Below are 20,412 nucleotides of genomic sequence, written 5' to 3'. Positions count from 1 at the left end.
TTACTCTACTCCTTTCATTTGTTTTTTAGGCTTGATGTATTTTTCGATAATATAGTGAGCACTTACAAAGAAGATGATCGAAGCTGTCACAATATTGACAAGTTCTGGTGGAATAGTCGCTGTGGTCATACCTGGCGCGCCTGTTTGCAAGGTTCCAAGCAAGAAGGCAGCAAAGACAATCCCAATAGGGGAATTGCTAGCAAGGAGAGCCACTGCCATCCCATTAAATCCAACAGCCAAGGAACCAGCTTGAACATAAACGTTCTGGAAGGTACCAATCCCTTCTACAGCTCCTCCAATCCCACAAAGGGCACCTGAAATCACCATGGAAAGGATGATGGTACGTTTAGCTGACATCCCTGCATAGTCTGAAGCATTCGGGTTAAGACCAACGGAACGGATTTCAAAACCAAGTGTTGTTTTCTTAATAATGAACCAAATAACTGCAACAGCAATCAAGGCGATAAAGATACCGATATTCATCCGTGACTTAGTCAATTCTGTCAAGAACCCGAGGCGGTAACTTGCATTTGCTCCTACTGTGATACTAGATTCAGAATCGACCATGAACTTTTTAGGGAAGTTCCGGATAATTTCATTTCCAGCAAACAGTACGATGTAGTTCATCATAATAGTAACGATGACTTCACTCGTCCCCAAAAATGCTCGCAGAAGTCCTGGAATTAAACCAATGAGACCACCGGCAATTGCAGCCACAAGGACCGTCAAAGGAATCATTAGGATACGCGGAATATCTGGGAAGGACAAAGCAAACCATACTGCCGCAATCCAACCAGCTAAGGCTTGTCCTGGTAAGCCGACATTGAAAAATCCAGCTCGACTGGCTACCGCAAATCCGAGAGCGATCAAAATCAGTGGCCCCATTGTACGGAAAATTTCACCCACATTTTTAATGGAACCAAAAGCTGTCTTGAAGAGTTCTTCATAACCCCAAAGAGCATCATAACCAAAGATCCACATGATAATGGCTCCGAGGATGATTCCTAGGATTACAGAAATAAAAGGAATAGCAATTTGTCTTGTATTTTTATTCATTTGAAGCCTCCTTGATTTCTCCACCAGCCATTAGAATACCAAGCTCTTGTTTGTTGGTCTCAGATGGCTTCACAATACCTTGGATTTTTCCATCATGAATAACAGCAATCCGGTCTGATAGATTTAGAATTTCATCTAATTCGAAGCTGACAACGAGGACGGCTTTCCCTTTATCACGTTCACCAATCAAACGTTTATGGATGTACTCAATCGCACCAACGTCCAATCCACGTGTCGGTTGGCTAACGATCAACAAATCTGGATTCCGATCAACTTCACGAGCAATAATGGCCTTTTGTTGATTTCCTCCTGATAGAGCACTTGCTGGCACAATCTCGTTAGCTGCACGAACGTCAAATTCTTCCATCAACTTGCGGGCATAGGAATTAATTTGATTGTAATTCAAAACACCATTTTTGCTAAGTGGTTCTTTGTAGTAAGTTTGAAGTGCGATGTTTTCAGAAAGCATCATTTCGAGCACAAGACCATCACGATGACGATCTTCAGGCACGTGGCTGACATTCATTTCAGTAATCTTACGTGGGGAAAGGCCAACAACTTCTTGTCCCTTAATTTTGATACTACCTGATTTGACTTTACGGAGTCCGGTAATAGCCTGAATCAATTCACTCTGACCATTCCCATCAATCCCGGCAATCCCGACAATTTCGCCTGCTCGAACATCAAGAGATAGCTCTTTGACCGCAGGAACACCACGGTTTTCATTCACGACTAAATCAGAAATTGCAAGAACCACTTCTTTAGGCTGTGCTTCTTCTTTTTCTGTTACGAAAGAAACTGAGCGCCCAACCATCATTTCTGCCAAATCTTTATTGGTAGCACCTTCGATGCCAACGGTTTGAATAGATTTCCCACGACGAATAACTGTGACACGGTCTGCAACGGCACGAATTTCATCTAGTTTGTGAGTGATAAGGATAATGGATTTTCCTTCTTTAACAAGGGTTTTCATGATATCCATCAACTCCAAAATTTCCGCAGGAGTTAGCACTGCTGTAGGCTCGTCGAAAATCAGAATATCAGCTCCGCGATAGAGCGTCTTCAAGATTTCTACACGTTGTTGAGCACCGACAGAAATATCTTCAACTTTTGCTGTAGGATCCACAGCCAAGCCGTAGCGTTCTGATAACTCAAGGATATCTGCATTAGCCTTTTTCAAATCTAATACACCTTTATTAGTAAGTTCGCTACCAAGAATGATATTTTCAGCAACAGTAAAAGCTTCTACCAACATGAAGTGCTGGTGAACCATCCCGATCCCTAGAGAAGCAGCCTTTGAAGGAGAATCTAGTTTTTCAGACTTCCCATTGACCACAATTTCTCCGCTCGTTGGTTCCAAAAGGCCAGCCAACATATTCATCAGGGTTGATTTCCCAGCTCCATTTTCACCAAGAAGTGCATGAATTTCACCTTTACGCAATTCGAGGTTGATTTTGTCGTTTGCGACAAATTCACCAAAGATTTTGGTAATTTCACGCATCTCAATGACGTTTTCGTGTGCCATTCGAATATTCCTTTCTAGAAAACTATATTTTATTTCAGTAGGACCTGCTAAACAAGTTAGTAAGTTCTATTGAGACAAAATGTCCCAACACCTCATAAAAAAGCGACCCAAGAAGGATGGATCGCTTCTGGAAGGTTTTATTTCTCAGGTGCTTTTACACTACCATCAATAATTTGTTTTTTAGCATCTTCTACTGCTTTCTTAGCATCTTCAGAAAGATTTGAAGTTGTCAAATCAACACCACCATCTTTCAAACCAAATGTAATTACTTTTCCACCTGGGAATTTACCGTCAGCAGTTTGAGTTGCGATTTCTTGAACAGTTTTACCAACTTGTTTCAAAGTAGAAGCCAATACGAAGTTAGATTCTTTACCATCTTTTGAAGTGTATTTACCTTCGTCAACTTGGTCACGGTCTACACCAATAACCCAAACTTTTTCGTCATCATTTTTCTTCTCGTTCAAGTCTTTTGCTTCCTTGAAGACACCAGCTCCTGTACCACCAGCAGCTTGGTAAATGACGTCAGCTCCTGCAGCGTATTGGGTCGCTGCAATAGTTCTACCTTTTTCAGGGTTGTTGAAGTCTTCAGCATATTGGACATCTACTGAAATGTCTTTGTTTACAGACTTCACGCCTGCTTCAAATCCTTTTTCAAAACGAGTGATAACTTCACCACGTGCTCCACCGATGAAACCAACTTTGTTAGTCTTGGTAGTTTTGGCAGCAGCAACCCCTGCAAGGTATGCAGCTTCATTATCCGCAAAAACAGCAGATGCCACGTTCTTCTTATCACCAACAACAGAGTCAATGATAACGTAGTTGATATCAGCATTTTCATCTGCAGCAGCTGTAACAGCTGGAGCAAGTTTGTAACCAACACCGTAAACTAATTTGTAGCCGTTTGTAGCAGCTTGGCTAAAGTTATTCGCAAAATCTGCTTCACTTGTAGATTGGAAATAAGTGAATCCGTTATCTTTAGAAAGACCGTTTTCTTTACCCCAAGCTTGTAGACCTTCCCATGCAGATTGGTTGAATGATTTATCATCAACACCACCTGTGTCAGTAACGATAGCAGCTTTTAAATCAGTTTTTGCATCTGAAGAATCTTTGCGAGACGCACGATTTCCACATGCAGCAAGTCCGATTGCAGCGACAGTTACTAGACCTAGGCCTAACCATTGTTTCTTGTTCATTTCTGAACCTCCTAAATAAGATATGCAACTAAGTTGCGGATTAATGAAAGGGTCAATAGACCGCCTTTACAGATGTTACTAGGTAAGATCTGTAAAGGAATATGGAAGCAATTCCTTGACCGTCATCACGACCGTCGATTTATCTTTGGCTACCAGAGTAACCGGTAGGTCTGGCTCGAAAAATTCAGCCATCACCTGGCGACAAGCACCACAGGGTGAAACTGGTTTTTCCGTCTGACCATAAATAATTAATTCCTTAAATGAACGCTCTCCTTCTGAAACAGCCTTAAAGATGGCTGTCCGCTCGCCACAATTGGTCAAGCCGAAGCTCGCATTTTCAATATTGACGCCTGTATAAATCTTCCCCTCATCTGTCACAAGAACAGCTCCAATTGGAAAATGAGAATAAGGTACATAAGCATTCTCACTTGTTTTTACAGCTAGGTCAATCAACTCAGTAGTCGCCATGGGCTATTTCTCCCTTCATGATGGCTACTCCAGAGGAAGTGCCGATTCGGTTAGCACCCGCTTGGATCATGGCTTGTGCATCCTCATAGCTACGAGTACCTCCAGATGCTTTCACTCCCATATCCGGTCCAACAACCTGGCGCATGAGGGCAACATCCTCAACAGTTGCTCCTCCAGTAGAGAAACCAGTTGAAGTTTTGACAAAGTCTGCTCCTGCCAATTTGGCAATCTGGCAAGCCACTACTTTTTCAGTTTCAGTTAACAAGCAGGTTTCGATTATCACTTTTACCAAGCGATCACCACTTGCATCTACAACAGCCTGAATGTCCTCTTCTACTAATGTCAGATTTTTTGATTTCAAGGCACCGATATTGATGACCATATCAATCTCATCGGCTCCATTTTGGATGGCATTTTGAGTTTCAAATGCTTTAACAGCTGGTGTATTTGCGCCAAGAGGGAAACCAATCACTGTACACACTTTTACATCTGAATCCCGAAGTCCTTCTGCAGCGAAGTTGACCCAGGTCGGTTGGACACAAACACTTGCAAAATCATATTCTTTCGCTTCTTCGATCAAAGCCTCGATTTGTTCTTGTTGTGCATCAGGTTTTAATAATGTGTGGTCAATATATTTGTTTAATTTCATTAATAAATCTCCCCCAAATGAATTACGAAACAATTTCAATAATTTCTGAAACGCTTACAACCTTGTCTAGTATTTTAACATTTTTTTGGAATTCTGCAATGGTTTTTTGACTAATTTCTAAATTTGTATAAATAGTTGCAACAAGGTCGCCTTTTTGAACAGGATCCCCAACTTTCTTAGCAAAAACAATCCCTGTTTCATAATCTAAATCATCTGATTTGACTGCTCTGCCAGCCCCAAGACGCATAGCGAAGAGTCCGTGTTCCATCGCAGGCAAGGCTGCAATATAGCCATCCTCTTCTGCATAGACAGGCACTTGTTCTTTTACCTGAACTGGACGATAGAGATCGTCTAAATCTCCACCTTGAGCAAGGACCATTTCTTCAAACTTCTTCAGAGCTTTGCCGGCTGTCAGATGCTGCTTGATTTCTTCCAAGCTGGCCGTCACCCCACCAAGTTCCAGCATAATTTGAGCCAATTCACAAATGAAGTGAGTCACATCTTCTCTGCCTTTGCCTTGAAGAATATCTAAGGCTTCAAGAATTTCGAGACGGTTCCCGATGCTGGTTCCTAAAGGCTGGCTCATATCTGTCAAGACAGCAATGGTCTTACGACCAACAGCATTACCAAGATCTACCATGGTACGAGCCAGTTCACGCGCCTCTTCAATGGTCTTCATAAAGGCCCCTTCTCCAACGGTGACATCGAGAAGGATGGCATCCGCTCCAGCCGCAATCTTCTTACTCATGACAGAGCTAGCAATCAATGGAATTGTATCAACCGTCGCTGTTACATCCCGAAGTGCATAGAGAAGCTTATCCGCCATGACCAATTGGTCCGACTGTCCAATGACAGAAAGGCCAATCTCTTGTACTTGTTTAATGAACTCTTCCTGGGTCCGCTCAATTTGGAATCCTTTAATGGATTCTAGCTTATCGATGGTCCCCCCTGTATGTCCAAGACCACGACCGCTCATCTTGGCAACTGGGACGCCAAAACTAGCCACTAGAGGTGCCAGTACAATTGTTACTTTGTCCCCTACACCACCTGTTGAGTGTTTGTCCACCTTGATGCCTTTAATAGCGGAAAGGTCGAATTGCTCCCCTGTCTCCACCATCTTCATGGTCAAATCTGAAATTTCTCGGGTCGTCATCCCATTGAAATAAACCGCCATAGCAAAGGCAGCCATTTGATAATCAGGTACTGTTCCAGCCACATAGCCTTCGATCAACCAATGAATCTCATCTTTACTCAACTCAATGCCATCACGTTTTTTCTGAATGATATCTACAGCTCTCATGTGACTTTTTCACTCCTTAAAATATAATAACCTTTGTCTTTTTTGAGGATTTCACAATTCCCAAAGACTTCCTCCATTTTGGCCTTCGCACTTGGAGCTCCCTGTTTTTTCTGGATGACAATGGTTAAGTCTCCACCAGGATTCAAATGGTCAAAACTCCCAGAAAGCACTTCATGAACTACCTTTTTCCCAGCTCGAATGGGAGGGTTACTGATAATATGATCAAAACTTCCCTCAACCTGATCATAAACATTGGATTGGAAGATCTTTGCTTCAACTTGATTTAAATCTGCGTTTTTCTGAGCTAGATCTAAAGCCCGTGTATTGACGTCTACCATAGTCGCATGGATCCCTTGGGCCTTGACCAAAGAAAGCCCAAGTGGCCCATAGCCACAACCGACGTCTAAAATCGACTCCCCTTGCTGAAAAGACAGACAAGACAAGAGGACCTGGCTCCCAAAGTCGATCATTTTCTTACTGAAAACGCCCGCATCCGTCAAAAATTTCATCTGCTCTCCTAGAAGGACCACATCTAACTCGTGGATATCATGTTGGGCATCTGGATGTTCATCATAGTACATTTTACTCATATTAGCATTATAGCATAATTTAACCTATTTTTAAATCGTTTACAGAAGATCTCAAAACTGATATACTAAAGGTCACTATGGAGGAAAGGCTTGTAATGGAAAAAGAATTTCTACACTTCGAAAAAATCAATCGACAAACTTGGCAAAATCTCCACCGGAAATCAACCCCTCCTCTGTCTGAAGAGGAATTGAATTCGATCAAGAGTTTTAATGACCTCATTAGTTTACAAGATGTGACAGACATTTATTTACCGCTGACACACTTAATTCAAATCTACAAAAAAGCGAAAGAAGATTTAGCATTTTCTAAAGGTATCTTCCTCCAACAGGAAAGTAAAAAACAGCCCTTCATTATCGGGATTTCAGGGTCAGTAGCTGTCGGCAAATCAACGACGAGTCGTCTCCTTCAAATCCTTCTTTCTCGGACCTTTTCTGGTTCCACTGTTGAATTGGTCACTACAGATGGCTTCTTGTATCCCAACGCTACCTTGATTGAACAAAACATCCTCAATCGCAAGGGTTTCCCTGAAAGTTATGATATGGAGCTCCTTTTGGATTTCCTCAACCAACTCAAAAATGGTCAAAGCTATCAAATCCCTGTCTATTCTCACGAGATTTATGATATCGTCCCTGACCAGAAGCAAACCATCCAAGCTGCGGACTTTATTATCATTGAAGGGATCAACGTCTTTCAGAATCCTCAAAATGATCGGCTTTATATGACTGACTTCTTTGACTTTTCCATCTATGTGGATGCTGAGGTTGCCAATATTGAGTCCTGGTATATCGATCGCTTTAAAAAGTTGTTAGACCGTGCGAAAGATGACCCAAGCAACTACTACCACCGCTTTACCAAGCAGCCTGAAGAAGAAGTCCTCGCCTTCGCTCATCAGGTATGGGAGTCGATCAATCTCTTAAATCTAAAAGACTATATCGAGCCCACCCGGAACCGAGCTGAACTGATCCTACACAAATCTGCCAACCATGAGATCGACGAAATCTATCTCAAGAGATAAGAGTTTTAAGACAAAATGATCTTTCAAAAATAGCGATTCGAAGAAAAATTAGTTTGGGCTTGTCAAAAGAAAAGTTTTCAGATATAATAAGAGAGTTAGATTATCATTGGAGGTGAAAAAATTGGCAAACATTAAATCAGCTATCAAACGCGCTGAATTGAACGTTAAACAAAACGAAAAAAACTCAGCTCAAAAATCAGCTATGCGTACTGCAATCAAAGCTTTTGAAGCAAACCCATCTGAAGAACTTTACCGCGCTGCTAGCTCAGCTATCGATAAAGCAGAAACTAAAGGTTTGATCCACAAAAACAAAGCTAGCCGTGATAAAGCACGTCTTGCAGCAAAACTTGGCTAATCAAGCATTGCATACAAAATGAGCTCCTCGGAGCTTTTTTTGTTGCTTCCAAATGAGGAGAAGATATGAAAATTATGATTATCGGCTATTCAGGGTCTGGTAAGTCAACTTTGGCGGAAAACCTAGCTCACTACTACTCCATTACTAAACTCCACATGGACACTCTTCAATTTCAACCGGGTTGGATAGACAGTGACCGGGATTGGATGGAGCAAGAAATGAAACAGTTTCTCAGCGAGCATAAAGACTGGGTCATTGACGGCAATTACTCTTGGTGTTGCTATGAGGAGAGAATGGAGCAAGCAGACCAGATTATCTTTCTCAACTTCTCTCGTTGGAACTGCCTCTATAGAGGGTGGAAACGATACCGCCGTTATAAAGGTCGGGTCCGTGAGAGTATGGCAGCAGGCTGCCCTGAACGCTTTGACTGGGAATTCATCCGTTGGATTCTCTGGGATGGACGAACAAAAACTGCCAGAGAGAGGTATCAAAACATCCACTCCACCTACCCCGAAAAATTCATCTCTCTCAAGAATCAAAAGGAACTGGACCGTTTTCTAGATAACGTAAAAAATGATCTACTGGAATCGAAGTAAACACTCGATCTAGTAGATCATTTTTCTTATTTTCTTTTCTTTTGAGGAAACAAGGGAAGACCTAAGGAAGCCATCTTCTCCGCCGGCACCTTCATGCCATCCTTAATCCACTTGGCTAGGACAGAGACAATAGCTGAGCTGAGGAAGGAATTCAGATAACTAGCTGGGCCTTGTGAGGATTTTTGACTTTTACTCCTCTTTTCCAGAAATTCATAAACGGCCTTGGTGAGCAGTTTCTCAAAATTATAATCGACGGCCAAGCTGATAATGCGGGCTTCCTTCTTGGCCTCTTTAAAGAGATAGATCCAAATCTGGTACAAATCGGTCTTAAAATTATAGCCTTCTAAAGACTTGGTAATCTTCGAAACAGTTGATTGGAAGATGGATTCGAGCAATTCTTCTTTTGACTCATAATTTCGGTAAAAAGCTGCGCGAGAAACTCCTGCTCTCTCCACCAATTCTGAAATGGTAATCTTTTTCAAGTCCTTTTTATCCAACAACTGAAGCAAGGAAATCTCCAAGGATTCGCGTGTGATGGCATTGCTTTCTTGGTTAGACCGTTTTAAATTTTCTAAGGATTTTTCGGATATCTTTCTTTCTGCCATAACACTTACTTTCTATCTGTATCATCTGAATGTATCTGCTTTCAGAGAATGCAACTTCATGATATAATTGTAAAAAAAGACTAACTACTTGTCAATGTACAATTTTTTACATTTTGAGGTAATAAAAATGAAATGGAAAATTATTGCAGATTCTGGCTGTGATTATCGTACTTACGAAAGTGCTGCACCAGATACCAGCTTTGTTTCAGTGCCCCTTACCATTCAGATTGGTGAGACCATTTATACAGACGACGCTAATCTGGATACAGATAAAATGATGGAAGATATGTATGCAACGACTACTGCTTCCAAATCAGCTTGTCCTAGTCCTGATGACTATATGAGAGCCTTTGAGGAAGCTGACAATATTATCGTTGTTACCATCACTGGTACTTTGTCTGGTAGCCACAATAGTGCTCAAGTCGCTAAAAAACTTTATCAAGAAGATCATCCGACTACCAACATTCACGTGATTGATAGCTTATCAGCTGGAGGTGAAGTGGATCTACTCGTTCGTAAACTTCATCAACTCATCGCTCAAGACCTTGACTTTGATCAAGTGGTCGAAGTCATCACCAAATACCAAGAAAAAACCAAATTAATCTTTGTCCTTGCTAAAGTCGATAATTTGGTCAAAAATGGCCGACTCAATAAAATTATCGGAACAGTTGTTGGCCTCTTAAACATCCGAATGGTTGGCCAAGCTAGCGATACTGGAACCCTTGAGCTCCTCCATAAAGCCCGTGGCCAAAAGAAAGCCATTTCCACTACTTTTGAAGAAATGCTTAAAGCTGGCTATAAAGGTGGACATATCACCATCGCTCACCGTCGCAACGAAAAATTCGTAGAACAACTCTCTGCCTTGGTCCATGAAAAGTTTGCCAATGCGGATATCGAAGCTCTTCCGACCTCAGGCCTCTGCAGCTTCTACGCTGAAGAAGGTGGCCTCTTAATCGGCTATGAAATTTAAATCAACATAAAAAGAGGCTGGGACAAAAGTCCTAGCCTCTCAATTGTCTTTGGATTGTCGAGCAAGACGCAGTGGTTGAGTGAGCTCTACTACGCTGATTTCATCAGCTTTTACAGCCCTACTCAACTGTGCGGAGGGAGGTGGGACGACGAAATCGAATTCTAACGAATTACCGATTTCTGTCCCACTCTCTTTTTTATTCACCAATTTCTTGGTTAAATTTGTAGAAAGTACCTTTATAAATAAAGTAAGTCGCAAGAGCACCTATACCAGCAATGAGAAGATAAATCACACTAGCAATCAGGGTGGTAAAAGCCACAGCGGATAGATAGAAGGCAAAGCCTATCAGGACTAGCATAACGATAATAAAGACGAAGATCAATAGTCCTCTCAGGGCTGCATTTCCTCTATTACGGTTCATCAGGTCTGTTACAGTCGACCAATTAGTCGTTAAGAGCTTGTAGTCACGTCGAAAAGCAATCACACTCAAGCTCAAACTGGTCAAAAACCAAATCAAAAGCATGGCTAGAAGGGAGAGGGGATGGACACCAAAGTAACAGGACACCCCTACCAAAAGCACAATCGGCAAAGCAGACTGAACCGAAAAGAGAATCCAAAATTTCTTCAAACAATAGCGTTTGAAGTCAATCGGAAGGGCACGAAGATAAGCGAAATTTTCCCGTTCCAAAGAGATCCCAATACTGGTCAAGCTTTCCACAGAGTTGAAGACTCCAATCATGAAAGCGATGAGGGATAAGGGAAGTAAATATTGGGGTGTGACGTAGTTTTCAATTTGAAGGGAAGCTCGCGACGCTCCTAAAAACAAGCCAAATGTGAAAAGATAAGGGAAAATCGCCATCATGAAGATGACTTGCGTCAGCAAGGTACCATCACTTAGAAGCCGTTTATGATAGGAAACAGTAAAGCGATGGAAGGCCTTCTGATCTCCCACCTTCATCTGACTCACCCGCTCCTTAACCGCATGGCTGGAAGAAACCTCAAGGGCAGCATCATAAAAATGAGGCAAGACCTGACTTTTGACCAGCCAAATGAGAACCGATAGAAGCAGAATCCAAGCCAAGATCCCAAGCAGAGCACCTGAATCCAAAGGATTCAAAATAAAGGTATGGAAGACCTCTATTGGAGGAAAAATGCTAGGTTGAGTGACCAAATCACCAGCTACCGAGTGCTCTGACTGGAGCATATTGATATAGAGGTAAGCTCCAATGGAAATGAGACTACTCAAGCCAATGATGAGGTTAGACACCAAACTCGTGTGCTTCTTAAAGATAGCTGATTTGGTAATCAGGTGGGATAAGAACAAGGTGCCCAAAAAGAGGATGGAGAGGAGAATCATGGCACAAAGAAGGCCAAGAAGAAGCCCTACCAGAATATTTCCCCCTGCTTGGATGGGCAGAATGATGAAATAACTGATCATTGGAAGCAGGGCCATCAAGAGCACTAGAATGACCGAGATGCTCTTTCCTGCAATCACTTCTGCATCCGAAAAGGCATAGGGACGATAAAATTGCAAATCCTTGCTCTCGTAAAAGACATTGTAAAAACTCATCAAACCTTGAGATATGGCTAAGAGCGCAAAGAGCGTAATCATATTGACAAAGGGACCAGAGCTAGAGACAAAATCATTGGCACTCGAGAGAATCCCAAAGAGGAAAAGATAAAGGAGACCGATAAAAATATAGGTCCGAATGGACTGAGCGGAAACATTGACCTTCCTAGTCGGATCCTTCTCCTGCTTTTTACGAAATTTCGCTAATTGGGCCGGCTGAGTAGCATAAATGATGTTGACATCCACTAGGCGACGAACCATCTTAAGACGCATCTGGACTCACCTCTTCTCTTCGACCAGCCAGTCCAAGATAGATGGACTCTAGGCTTTGTTCTGGGTGTTGCCCCTTCAGCTCCTCGATAGTTCCATAAAAGATGAGGTTCCCCTTCTTCAGGATGGCAATCTTATCACAGAGTTGCTCTGCCACTTCGAGGACATGGGTAGAGAAGATGACGGTATTTCCCTTATCCGCATGCTCCCGCATCATCTGCTTCAAGTCGTAAGAGGCTTGGGGATCCAAACCAGTCATGGGCTCATCTAGAACCCAGATGTCTGGATCAGATAGTAGAGCCCCGATAACAAATACCTTCTGGCGCATTCCATGAGAGAAAGACTCGATGACTTCATAGCGATGACTAGTAAAGTCAAAAAGGTGGAGCAAATGATCCAAGCGCTGATCACATTCCTGCTGGCTCATATCATAGGACGTGGCAACCAACTCCCAAAATTCATTGGCCGTTAAACGAAGAAAGAGATCTGGTGAATCAGCTACATAGCCAATTTTCTTCTTTATTTCTAGGCGATTGCTATAGAGGTCCTTTCCATCTACTAGGATGCTACCGGTCGTTGGGGTGATGACACTGACTAGGCTCTTAATGGTCGTTGATTTTCCGGCTCCATTATGGCCAATCAAGCCGACAATCTGCCCATCTTCAATGGTCAGATTCAAGTGGTTCAATGCCAGATGCCCATCGTAATCTTTTGTGACTCCTTGAAATTCAATCATAGATTCTCCTTCTCCTATTCCACTTCTCTAATAAAAGAAAATGGTTTATTCATATTGCCTATATTTTATTCCTCTTTTCCTCTTTTGTCAATGGAAAACTCAAGTATTAAAGCAATTCCTCAAAACGGTAGAGAAGGCCAAATAGATAGTTAGGGATGGTCTCCAGGAGATCCCCCTTAAAGACCCGCTCTCCTCTTTGATGGAGTTCTTTGCCCCAAGGCCCTAAATTGACCGCAGGCACTTGGATCTGTGCAATGTTTTCAAGATCCAACTCGTAAACTTGAGAGGGGGTAGCTAAACTATCCAATACGACTTGATAGCTTGCTAGATCTCTCTCCAAGGCACAATAACTGGTGTCGCAAATGCCCATGAAATACTCTTCCACCTTCAGTGACAAGCCCTTGCTTTCTAAATAGTGGCGGTAATCATCTACAAGGCTACCAATTTTTAGACTGGTATTCGGTAAAGACCGACAATTCATAGAAGGGTAATAAGGTGGGGCAAAGCCAATGACAACTAATGGAGCTTTCTCACCTAGGAAGTTTAAGTAACCTTGGATCTGCTGGATAGCAATGGTCTGATAGCCGACTCCGGCTAAGAAATCTTTGTAAGCTCTTTGCGCACACTGGTCTTGGAAGCTTGAAAATCCTTCCTTTATTTGGCAACGATCCAGCAATTCTTGATAGCTAATCACCCTTGGTTGAGAGATCACATGGTCTTGTCCTGCTTGGTCCTGGAGGGACAGGTATTTGACATAAAACTCATCGACCGCTTCCTGGCTCAACTCTATGATGCGTTGCAACAATTCTTGAGGGGTCTTTTTCAGATGTAGCACACTGAAATAGCCAGCAGCATGAAGGACAGTCGATACATCATATTGATCCTTCAAATCTCGCAGATAAGACCAAGAAGGAAGAGGAGATTGCTCTCCCAGCGCTTGGTCGGATAGGTCTGGATGGAGGTCCAATTTCGATGCGACTGCTATGAGGAGAGAGAGGGCGTTGATTCCTTTGAGAGGTTCCTTCATGTGGGATAAGACTCCCTGGGTGACGACGACTGGCATGAGCTTGCCGACCGTTCCGATGTGCAGGACCTTCTCCTTGTCACTAGTGGCTTCAAAAGGCTCTGAATCCACCGCTAAGACATAATCTAAGTCAAACTCTTCTTTTAACTGACAAAGTAGGCCCAAGGCTCCTCTCATCCCACGTGAATAGGACTCCTCATCTCCCACAGATAGGTAGAGGAGGTTGACCTGACCCCCTTCTGGATCGGAGGCGTAGGCTTCTAAGACACACAGTTGGAGCGCTAAAGCCGCCTTCATGTCACAAGAACCTCGTCCAAATTGCCATTGGCCAGAATCTAGGTCCTCCTGCATTTCTGATCGAAAATCAATGCCCTTCAAGGCTTGAACCAGTGCCTCGGAATCCAAAGCTATAGGGGCTAGGGGACCGTAATCTTCTAGATCTACCGTATCGTGGTGGTGAAAAAGGATCACTGTCTTTTTCTTGCCCTTATCGACCAAGGCCCAATTGACACTGCGATGAAGATGGTCATTGGGAAGAGGGTGGCGACCAAAGTGCTGGGGGTGACTCTTGAAATATGGAATAGAGCCAATTCGTTGGTCTAGATAGTCTTCTATCTCCCTTTCTGTCTCGGTATTAGTAAAGCTCGGTATGGACATTGCCTCATGAAAAATGATGGCGATTTGTTCTTGGAAATGTTCTATGGATCTCAATGGAAGCCTCCTTTTAGTAATAATAGATATCTCTCCTAGAATGAGTCTATAAGACCTCAATTATGGGACTTTCAACCAGCATTCAAACAGAATAACAACTAAACTGACAGCAGGGAAGATCCTACAGACATTCCTTCCTGTCAATCAAATGATGAAGACACTTCTTCGACTTATAGTCCCTTTTTAGACAGATTGAATCAACTTGAACAAAACCGAAAAAATAGTTCCTATTCATGAGGGCAAATTCCCCATTTTTCTCATGCGAGAGCTTGTTTCCAGCACATTTTTCTTTCATCTAATAAAGACAGCGTTTTCGAGAGTGCAAACCTTTGCCCTATCCTGTCATTTTTGGTAAAATAAGGCATTATTCACGAAAGATGAGAACAAAATGGAAAATCAAACCTTAATGCAATATTTTGAATGGTACTTACCCTCGGATGGTCAACACTGGTCCCGCTTAGCTGCAGATGCCCCTCACCTGGCAGACTTGGGCATTCGTAAAATCTGGATGCCACCTGCTTTTAAAGCGACATCTGCCAATGATGTCGGCTACGGCGTCTATGACCTCTTTGACCTTGGAGAATTTGACCAAAAAGGGACTGTCCGCACCAAGTATGGATTCAAAGACGACTACTTGCAAGCCATCCATGCCTTAAAAGAAGCTGGAATTCAGCCCATGGCCGATGTGGTGCTCAACCATAAGGCAGCAGCCGATGGCCTTGAAAAATTTGAAGTAGTCGAAGTGGACCCTAACGATCGGACCATCGTCTTGACTGAGCCTTTTACTATCAAAGGATGGACCAAATTTACCTTTGATGGTCGAAATGGAGCCTACAATGACTTCCACTGGCACTGGTACCACTTCACCGGTACCGACTACGATGCTTCCCGCAATAAAAGTGGGATCTACCAGATCCAAGGGGACAACAAAGGCTGGGCTCAGGATGATCTGGTCGACAGCGAAAACGGAAACTACGATTACCTCATGTACGCTGATATTGACTTTAAACACCCAGAAGTGGTCGAAAACCTCAACCAATGGGCTGAATGGTTTATTGAAACAACTGGGGTGCAAGGCTTCCGACTAGATGCGGTCAAACACATTGACTCCTTCTTTATGAAGAACTTCATCCAGCAAATCACAGACAAATATGGAGACGATTTCTATGTATTTGGTGAGTTTTGGAACGGGGATGAACAAAGCAACAATGACTACCTAGCTAGCATTGACTATCAGTTCGACTTAGTCGACGTTGCCCTCCACCAAAATCTCTTTAGAGCTAGCCAAGAAGGGGAAAACTTTGATTTAACCACTATTTTCAATGGTACTCTCGCAAGCAATCATCCAGAAAGTGCTGTAACCTTTGTCGATAATCACGATACCCAGAGAGGACAAGCTTTAGAGTCCACTGTTGGTGAATGGTTCAAACCTGCCGCTTATGCCCTCATTCTCCTACGCGAGGCTGGACTTCCATGTGTCTTTTACGGAGACTATTACGGGATTTCAGGAGACTTTGCCCAGCAGGATTTCCAAGCCGAGCTTGATCAACTCCTTCGTATCCGCAAAGACTTATCCTACGGTGAACAAAGGGATTACTTTGACGATCCTAACTGCATTGGTTGGACTCGCTCTGGAACGGAAGAGTCTGCTCCTATCGCCTGCGTGATTTCAAATGCGGCTGCATCTACCAAACGCATGGAAATCGGCCAAGCATATGCAGGACAGACCTACTACGATGCCCTAGGAAATTACCAAGAATCCGTTCAAATCCAAGAAGACGGCTGGGCTGATTTCCCAGTCTCAGAACGCTCTGTCAGCGTATGGATTTTGGCAGACTAACTAGAAAATTTAATTGACTGAAGAGGCTGGGACAAAAGTTCTAGCCTTTCAATTGTCTTTGAATTGTCGAGCAAGACGCAGTGGTTGAGTGGGCTCTACTACGCTGATTTCATCAGCTTTTACAGCTCTACTCAACTGTGCGGAGGTGGGGCGACGAAATCGAATTCTAACGAATTACCGATTTCTGTCCCACTTTCTTATATTTTATAGCAAACCACAGGTTCATTCTAACACCTTAGGAAAGCACTGTCAATTCCTTATTTTATTCTGTTAACAAATTCATAAAAAGAAAAAAACTCGCCCACTTCCATCATCGGAAATGAACGAGTTTGATTCGCTAAGAAGCCAAGAGCTCCTTTTATCTTAGCTTAATTCCGCAACAATCGCTTTGAGTTGTTCTTTGGTGTGAACACCAGCGACTTGTTTCACCACTTGGCCATCTTTCTTGAACAAGAGTGTTGGGATAGACATGATGCCAAAGTTACGAGCAGTGTTTGGATTTTCATCCACATCCATCTTAAAGATTTTCAAGTCATCTTCATGGATCTCTTCTGCTAACTGTTCCAAGATTGGGGCCTGCATCCGACAAGGACCACACCAAGTTGCCCAGAAGTCGACCAAGACCAAGCCTTGGCTAGTTTCTTGTTCAAATGTTGCATCTGTTAGTACGTGTACCATAGTTCCTCCTTTGATCAGTGCTTTCCACTAATCTCTCATTGATAGTTCTATTCTACACCAAAATTCTAGTTTTTAGAAATATTTGCTACGTTCTCAGCCTTGGACATCTTCTTTCTTTTTCTTCCAGAAAAGAAGGCTAGACAAGAGGAGGGTACTTAGGGCATATAGGCCAAACTGACTTTCTTGCTCACCTGTTTGAGGAAGCTGACCTGCTTTTTCTTGCGCTGCAACAACTGCTTTACCCGTCTCATAGACAAATGTTTGTCCATAAGCAACAGATAGAGATTCTGGTTTTGCAGTTTCTTTCTCAGCCGTTTTGACGAGAGGACGAAGATTTGTACCAGCAGGAATCTCTGATCTACCATATTTTTCAGGCTCTGGAAGGACTGGCAGATGGTATTCTTCGATGGAATGAACCGCTGGTTCTACCAATTTGGCTCCTTGAATCTCTGGAAGGGCAGCATATGCTGTATCAGCTACGTTAGGAAGATAAGTAGCTACTTGCGAACGCGTCCCTTCTACAATCGGAATGCTCGCACGGATCGAATCTGTCTTGAAGGTGACTTCGTATGGATTTTCCACTGTTAGATCTGATGGATCATAGGTATTGAAGACTAGGGCTAGCTTGTGGCCCTTTTTAACCGTGTAGAGGTTTGGTTGGAGATGGACCGTATAGTCGTGGAATTCTCCAACTTTTGGCTCGATACTATTTCTTGAGCTAGCTGAATCATAGCCAGACTCAGGGTTGGCCAGGTTGATCCATCCTTTGGCAATGACCTTGTATTTGGTCTTAATGGTCTCAAACTCTGCTACAGAGAGATTAGAAAGGTTACTTCCCATCCAGAAGCCGTCTGCTTTTTTATCTGCTTTGACGCCACCGTTGCCGACCACATCAAATTCCTCATCAGAGACGTCGACTAAAAGGGCATTGATCTGAAAGTTTTTGCCTTTCCCCTTAGCCAGGGCTGCCTTGAAGTGCACAGGGATATGCCCTTTGATGGTAGTATCTTCTGTCACCTCTGACACAAAGGTCATGTTGGCTTTTGAAGAAGCTTGGCTCACAGTTTCGTTGCGTTTAGCAATCTCTATGCCAGCTCCTGCGTAGTCGCTTGAAATCGTCTCTTCCAAGCGTTTCGACTGGGCATTGAGGAAGAGGCGTTGTGAAGTCTTCCAGTTATCATAAGTGGTCCACTTGCTTGGGTCATAGTTGTTTTGAGCCAAGACAGCTGGTAATTTGTCAACTTGATTCTCTACCCCGTACAAGTAATGACTAAGCCAGGTATTCAAAAGATCATAGAAATCTTGGCCATTGGCCTGAATACCATAACCACGAGACATGGCTGCTGGATAGACGTGGTCTCCCTGGTGGAGATAGAGCTTGACATCTTGGCCTGCCTTCTTGAGGGCATCGTACATGAGTTCAAAATGCTTGGTTTTAACGTTGTCATCATTCAAGCCATGAACCAAGAGGGCACTGGTCTTGAATTTTTCAGGATGAAGGGTATAATCCCGCTCCTTCCAGACATCGCTGTAATTGCGTTCATGCGCATTTTGATCCTTGTTGAGCTGGTTGATATAGTTGGCATAATTTTGCCAAATACCTGCCCAATCGTCTTGATCAAGCATCCGCGTGCTAACGTAGAGGGAGAGCCATGAAAGGTCACTATAAGGTGCATTGCCAAACTGGGTTCCTTGGCTATTGAAATAATCATACCAAGAGGCGATTCCTGCTGCCGGAACGATAGTCTTTAGGCCTTCTACGCCTGTCGCTGCCACACCAAAGGTCGTGGTTCCAGCCCAGGATAGACCGGTCATAGCAACATTTCCTGTAGCCCAGTCTGCCTTGATTTCGACATTGCTGGTCTTATCGGTGTAGGCCTTGCGTTTGCCATTGACCCACTCGATAATATTCTTAAAGGCATTGATTTCGAGATCAGATCCTGTAGTGTTAAATCCTTCTGATCCCTTGGTACCAAGTCCTGCACTGGAGATAAAAGCATAGCCTCTGACCAAGAAATAGTCGTACCAGTTGAGATTTTCGTAGTCATAGATATACTCGTAGGGACTGTAGTAATACCAATCCGAAGCCTTGGCCTTCTTAGCCGCTTCTACTGTTGACGAGTTTCCAACTGCCTGACGTTTAGCCGGTTGCTTCCGCAATTTCTTCATATCATAGGAGCCATCTGTCGGTAAGCCCAAACTTTCAAGGGTCACATAGTTCTCATCCAAGGTTCCTGCTACATAAGGACGTGCTTCCAGAATGGTCGCCGCCTTAAAGTCTCCCCTGGCAACTGCCTTAGGCAACTGGACAATGGCCTTGACTAGGTCAGGCTTGCCATCCGCATCTGTATCGTAATCGGTCTCCACATAGACTGGGAAGCGGACGATTTCGCTATCCTCATAGTGATAGTCTTCATCTGATTTTTCCCCAGTTGTATAAGGGAAGATGGGTTGAGCCCGCCCATTTAAAAAGAGAGGAGCTTTCTTCTCAGAGCGATAGGCATCATAGAGTTTCTTAGCAATGCTATACATATTGGTCAGCTCTTCTTGACTGACCTTGCGGTTCAAGTCCTCTTGAGTACTGATCATTCCTAGACTCTTAGCAAAGCGTTCCCGATCCGCAGCCGATTGACCGACCTGTTTGGAATCCGTCGCAGCCCACTGAAGCAATTCATCAACAGCATTTTGAACCGTTAATTCCTTATCCTTGAGCTCACTATTTGCCAGGCTACCTGTATAAGAAGTTAAGGCTTGTCCTGTAGCTGGTGTTGATGTTCCCGTCGAAGCCGCTGGACTAGCTGGGACACCTGCCCCCTGAGGTGCCTGTGGGTGGTTTGTTTTCTCAGTTACCGTCACGGTCTTTTCTTGTTCGACTGGCTTGTCAGCCTTCTCCGTCTCCGCCGGAGCAATTGGACTCGGTCCTGCAGGTTCAGGAGCCTCTACTTCCTTCTTAGGTTCCACACTTGGAGCGGATGTTGCTTGATCTGCTTGAGATTGGGAAGCTGCTCCTTCAGAGGTTACAGGCTCCGGAGCCACCTGAGTCACCACTTCTTTTGTTGGAGAAAGCTCTGGTAGGTTCTCATCTGCTGCTACCACTTGATTTAAGACAAAGGGAGCTAGCAGAAGGCTTGAAGCCACCATGGACACCACTGTTTTCTTTTTCATAAAAGAGACCTCACTATTTTGTAATCAATACAACTATTATACTATGTAAGCGCTTTTATAGCAAATCCTGAACAAGAAAAAAATCGAGGCAAAGT

General features: G+C 43.4%; 18 protein-coding genes. 5 read left to right on the top strand and 13 right to left on the bottom strand.

The genetic code is table 11. The annotated features are described in order from the left end of the window. The 7 genes from AC3E6G_RS02815 to AC3E6G_RS02785 form a co-directional block, all read right to left on the bottom strand. Positions 1-1,056: an ABC transporter permease gene (locus AC3E6G_RS02815; protein WP_048687948.1), complete on the bottom strand. Its 1,056-nt coding sequence runs from the start codon at positions 1,054-1,056 to the stop codon at positions 1-3. Then, entirely contained in the window at positions 1,049-2,581 is a 1,533-nt protein-coding gene (locus tag AC3E6G_RS02810; RefSeq protein ID WP_195549969.1) for an ABC transporter ATP-binding protein, read from the bottom strand. Before AC3E6G_RS02810 ends, AC3E6G_RS02815 begins: the two co-directional genes overlap by 8 nt. A 137-nt stretch (positions 2,582-2,718) precedes the next feature. After that, positions 2,719-3,774 carry a BMP family lipoprotein gene (locus AC3E6G_RS02805; RefSeq protein WP_195549970.1) on the bottom strand — a complete coding sequence of 352 codons (1,056 nt, stop codon included), beginning with the start codon at positions 3,772-3,774 and terminating at the stop codon, positions 2,719-2,721. A gap of 78 nt (positions 3,775-3,852) precedes the next feature. Further along, a complete protein-coding gene (locus AC3E6G_RS02800) occupies positions 3,853-4,242 on the bottom strand; it encodes a cytidine deaminase (RefSeq protein ID WP_048687941.1) in 390 nt (129 codons plus the stop codon). Continuing rightward, positions 4,229-4,891, bottom strand: coding sequence for a deoxyribose-phosphate aldolase (deoC, locus tag AC3E6G_RS02795; RefSeq protein ID WP_125329941.1), 663 nt, complete (start codon positions 4,889-4,891; stop codon positions 4,229-4,231). The genes AC3E6G_RS02800 and deoC overlap by 14 nt, the downstream gene beginning before the upstream one ends. 22 nt (positions 4,892-4,913) lie before the next feature. Then, complete coding sequence (locus AC3E6G_RS02790) at positions 4,914-6,191, bottom strand: pyrimidine-nucleoside phosphorylase (RefSeq protein ID WP_490700415.1); 1,278 nt, start codon at positions 6,189-6,191, stop codon at positions 4,914-4,916. Next, positions 6,188-6,781 (bottom strand): class I SAM-dependent methyltransferase, encoded by a 594-nt coding sequence (locus AC3E6G_RS02785; protein ID WP_414297965.1) that lies wholly within the window; start codon positions 6,779-6,781, stop codon positions 6,188-6,190. The genes AC3E6G_RS02790 and AC3E6G_RS02785 overlap by 4 nt, the downstream gene beginning before the upstream one ends. Positions 6,782-6,876: 95 nt before the next feature. On the opposite strand from AC3E6G_RS02785, the gene coaA reads away from it, so the two are divergent. The 3 genes from coaA (at position 6,877) to AC3E6G_RS02770 (ending at position 8,748) form a co-directional block, all read left to right on the top strand. Then, complete coding sequence (coaA, locus tag AC3E6G_RS02780) at positions 6,877-7,797, top strand: type I pantothenate kinase (protein ID WP_236127898.1); 921 nt, start codon at positions 6,877-6,879, stop codon at positions 7,795-7,797. Positions 7,798-7,903: 106 nt separating this feature from the next. Beyond that, on the top strand, positions 7,904-8,152 hold the full coding sequence (rpsT, locus tag AC3E6G_RS02775) for a 30S ribosomal protein S20 (RefSeq protein ID WP_023023719.1): 249 nt from the start codon (positions 7,904-7,906) through the stop codon (positions 8,150-8,152). A gap of 65 nt (positions 8,153-8,217) precedes the next feature. Next, entirely contained in the window at positions 8,218-8,748 is a 531-nt protein-coding gene (locus AC3E6G_RS02770; RefSeq protein ID WP_236127897.1) for a DNA topology modulation protein, read from the top strand. A 26-nt stretch (positions 8,749-8,774) separates the two neighbouring features. Here AC3E6G_RS02770 and AC3E6G_RS02765 read toward each other — a convergent pair whose 3' ends face one another. Beyond that, a complete protein-coding gene (locus AC3E6G_RS02765; RefSeq protein ID WP_236127896.1) occupies positions 8,775-9,353 on the bottom strand; it encodes a TetR/AcrR family transcriptional regulator in 579 nt (192 codons plus the stop codon). Positions 9,354-9,480: 127 nt separating this feature from the next. Here AC3E6G_RS02765 and AC3E6G_RS02760 point away from each other — a divergent pair, with 127 nt between their 5' ends. Next, positions 9,481-10,323: a DegV family protein gene (locus tag AC3E6G_RS02760; RefSeq protein WP_490700414.1), complete on the top strand. Its 843-nt coding sequence runs from the start codon at positions 9,481-9,483 to the stop codon at positions 10,321-10,323. A gap of 196 nt (positions 10,324-10,519) precedes the next feature. On the opposite strand, the gene AC3E6G_RS02755 is transcribed toward AC3E6G_RS02760, so the two are convergent. The 3 genes from AC3E6G_RS02755 to AC3E6G_RS02745 form a co-directional block, all read right to left on the bottom strand. Continuing rightward, positions 10,520-12,166, bottom strand: a complete 1,647-nt coding sequence (locus AC3E6G_RS02755; RefSeq protein WP_490700413.1) for a hypothetical protein — start codon at positions 12,164-12,166, stop codon at positions 10,520-10,522. Next, positions 12,156-12,899, bottom strand: a complete 744-nt coding sequence (locus AC3E6G_RS02750; RefSeq protein WP_195563168.1) for an ABC transporter ATP-binding protein — start codon at positions 12,897-12,899, stop codon at positions 12,156-12,158. The genes AC3E6G_RS02755 and AC3E6G_RS02750 overlap by 11 nt, the downstream gene beginning before the upstream one ends. Before the next feature lie 106 nt (positions 12,900-13,005). After that, positions 13,006-14,580, bottom strand: a complete 1,575-nt coding sequence (locus tag AC3E6G_RS02745; protein WP_490700684.1) for a M20/M25/M40 family metallo-hydrolase — start codon at positions 14,578-14,580, stop codon at positions 13,006-13,008. A gap of 442 nt (positions 14,581-15,022) precedes the next feature. Between AC3E6G_RS02745 and AC3E6G_RS02740 the strand changes: the two genes are divergently transcribed. Further along, a complete protein-coding gene (locus AC3E6G_RS02740) occupies positions 15,023-16,474 on the top strand; it encodes an alpha-amylase (protein ID WP_414288631.1) in 1,452 nt (483 codons plus the stop codon). A 363-nt stretch (positions 16,475-16,837) separates the two neighbouring features. Here AC3E6G_RS02740 and trxA read toward each other — a convergent pair whose 3' ends face one another. Both trxA and AC3E6G_RS02730 read right to left on the bottom strand, forming a co-directional pair. Continuing rightward, entirely contained in the window at positions 16,838-17,152 is a 315-nt protein-coding gene (trxA, locus tag AC3E6G_RS02735) for a thioredoxin (RefSeq protein ID WP_006595996.1), read from the bottom strand. A gap of 93 nt (positions 17,153-17,245) precedes the next feature. Next, positions 17,246-20,317, bottom strand: a complete 3,072-nt coding sequence (locus AC3E6G_RS02730; RefSeq protein ID WP_490700412.1) for a CocE/NonD family hydrolase — start codon at positions 20,315-20,317, stop codon at positions 17,246-17,248. Positions 20,318-20,412: the final 95 nt, after the last annotated feature.

The organism is Streptococcus sp. SCPM-O-B-23252 (M501) (genome assembly GCF_058200355.1).
Note: the sequence above shows the minus strand (reverse complement) of the source record. Positions and strands in the feature narration are given on the sequence as shown.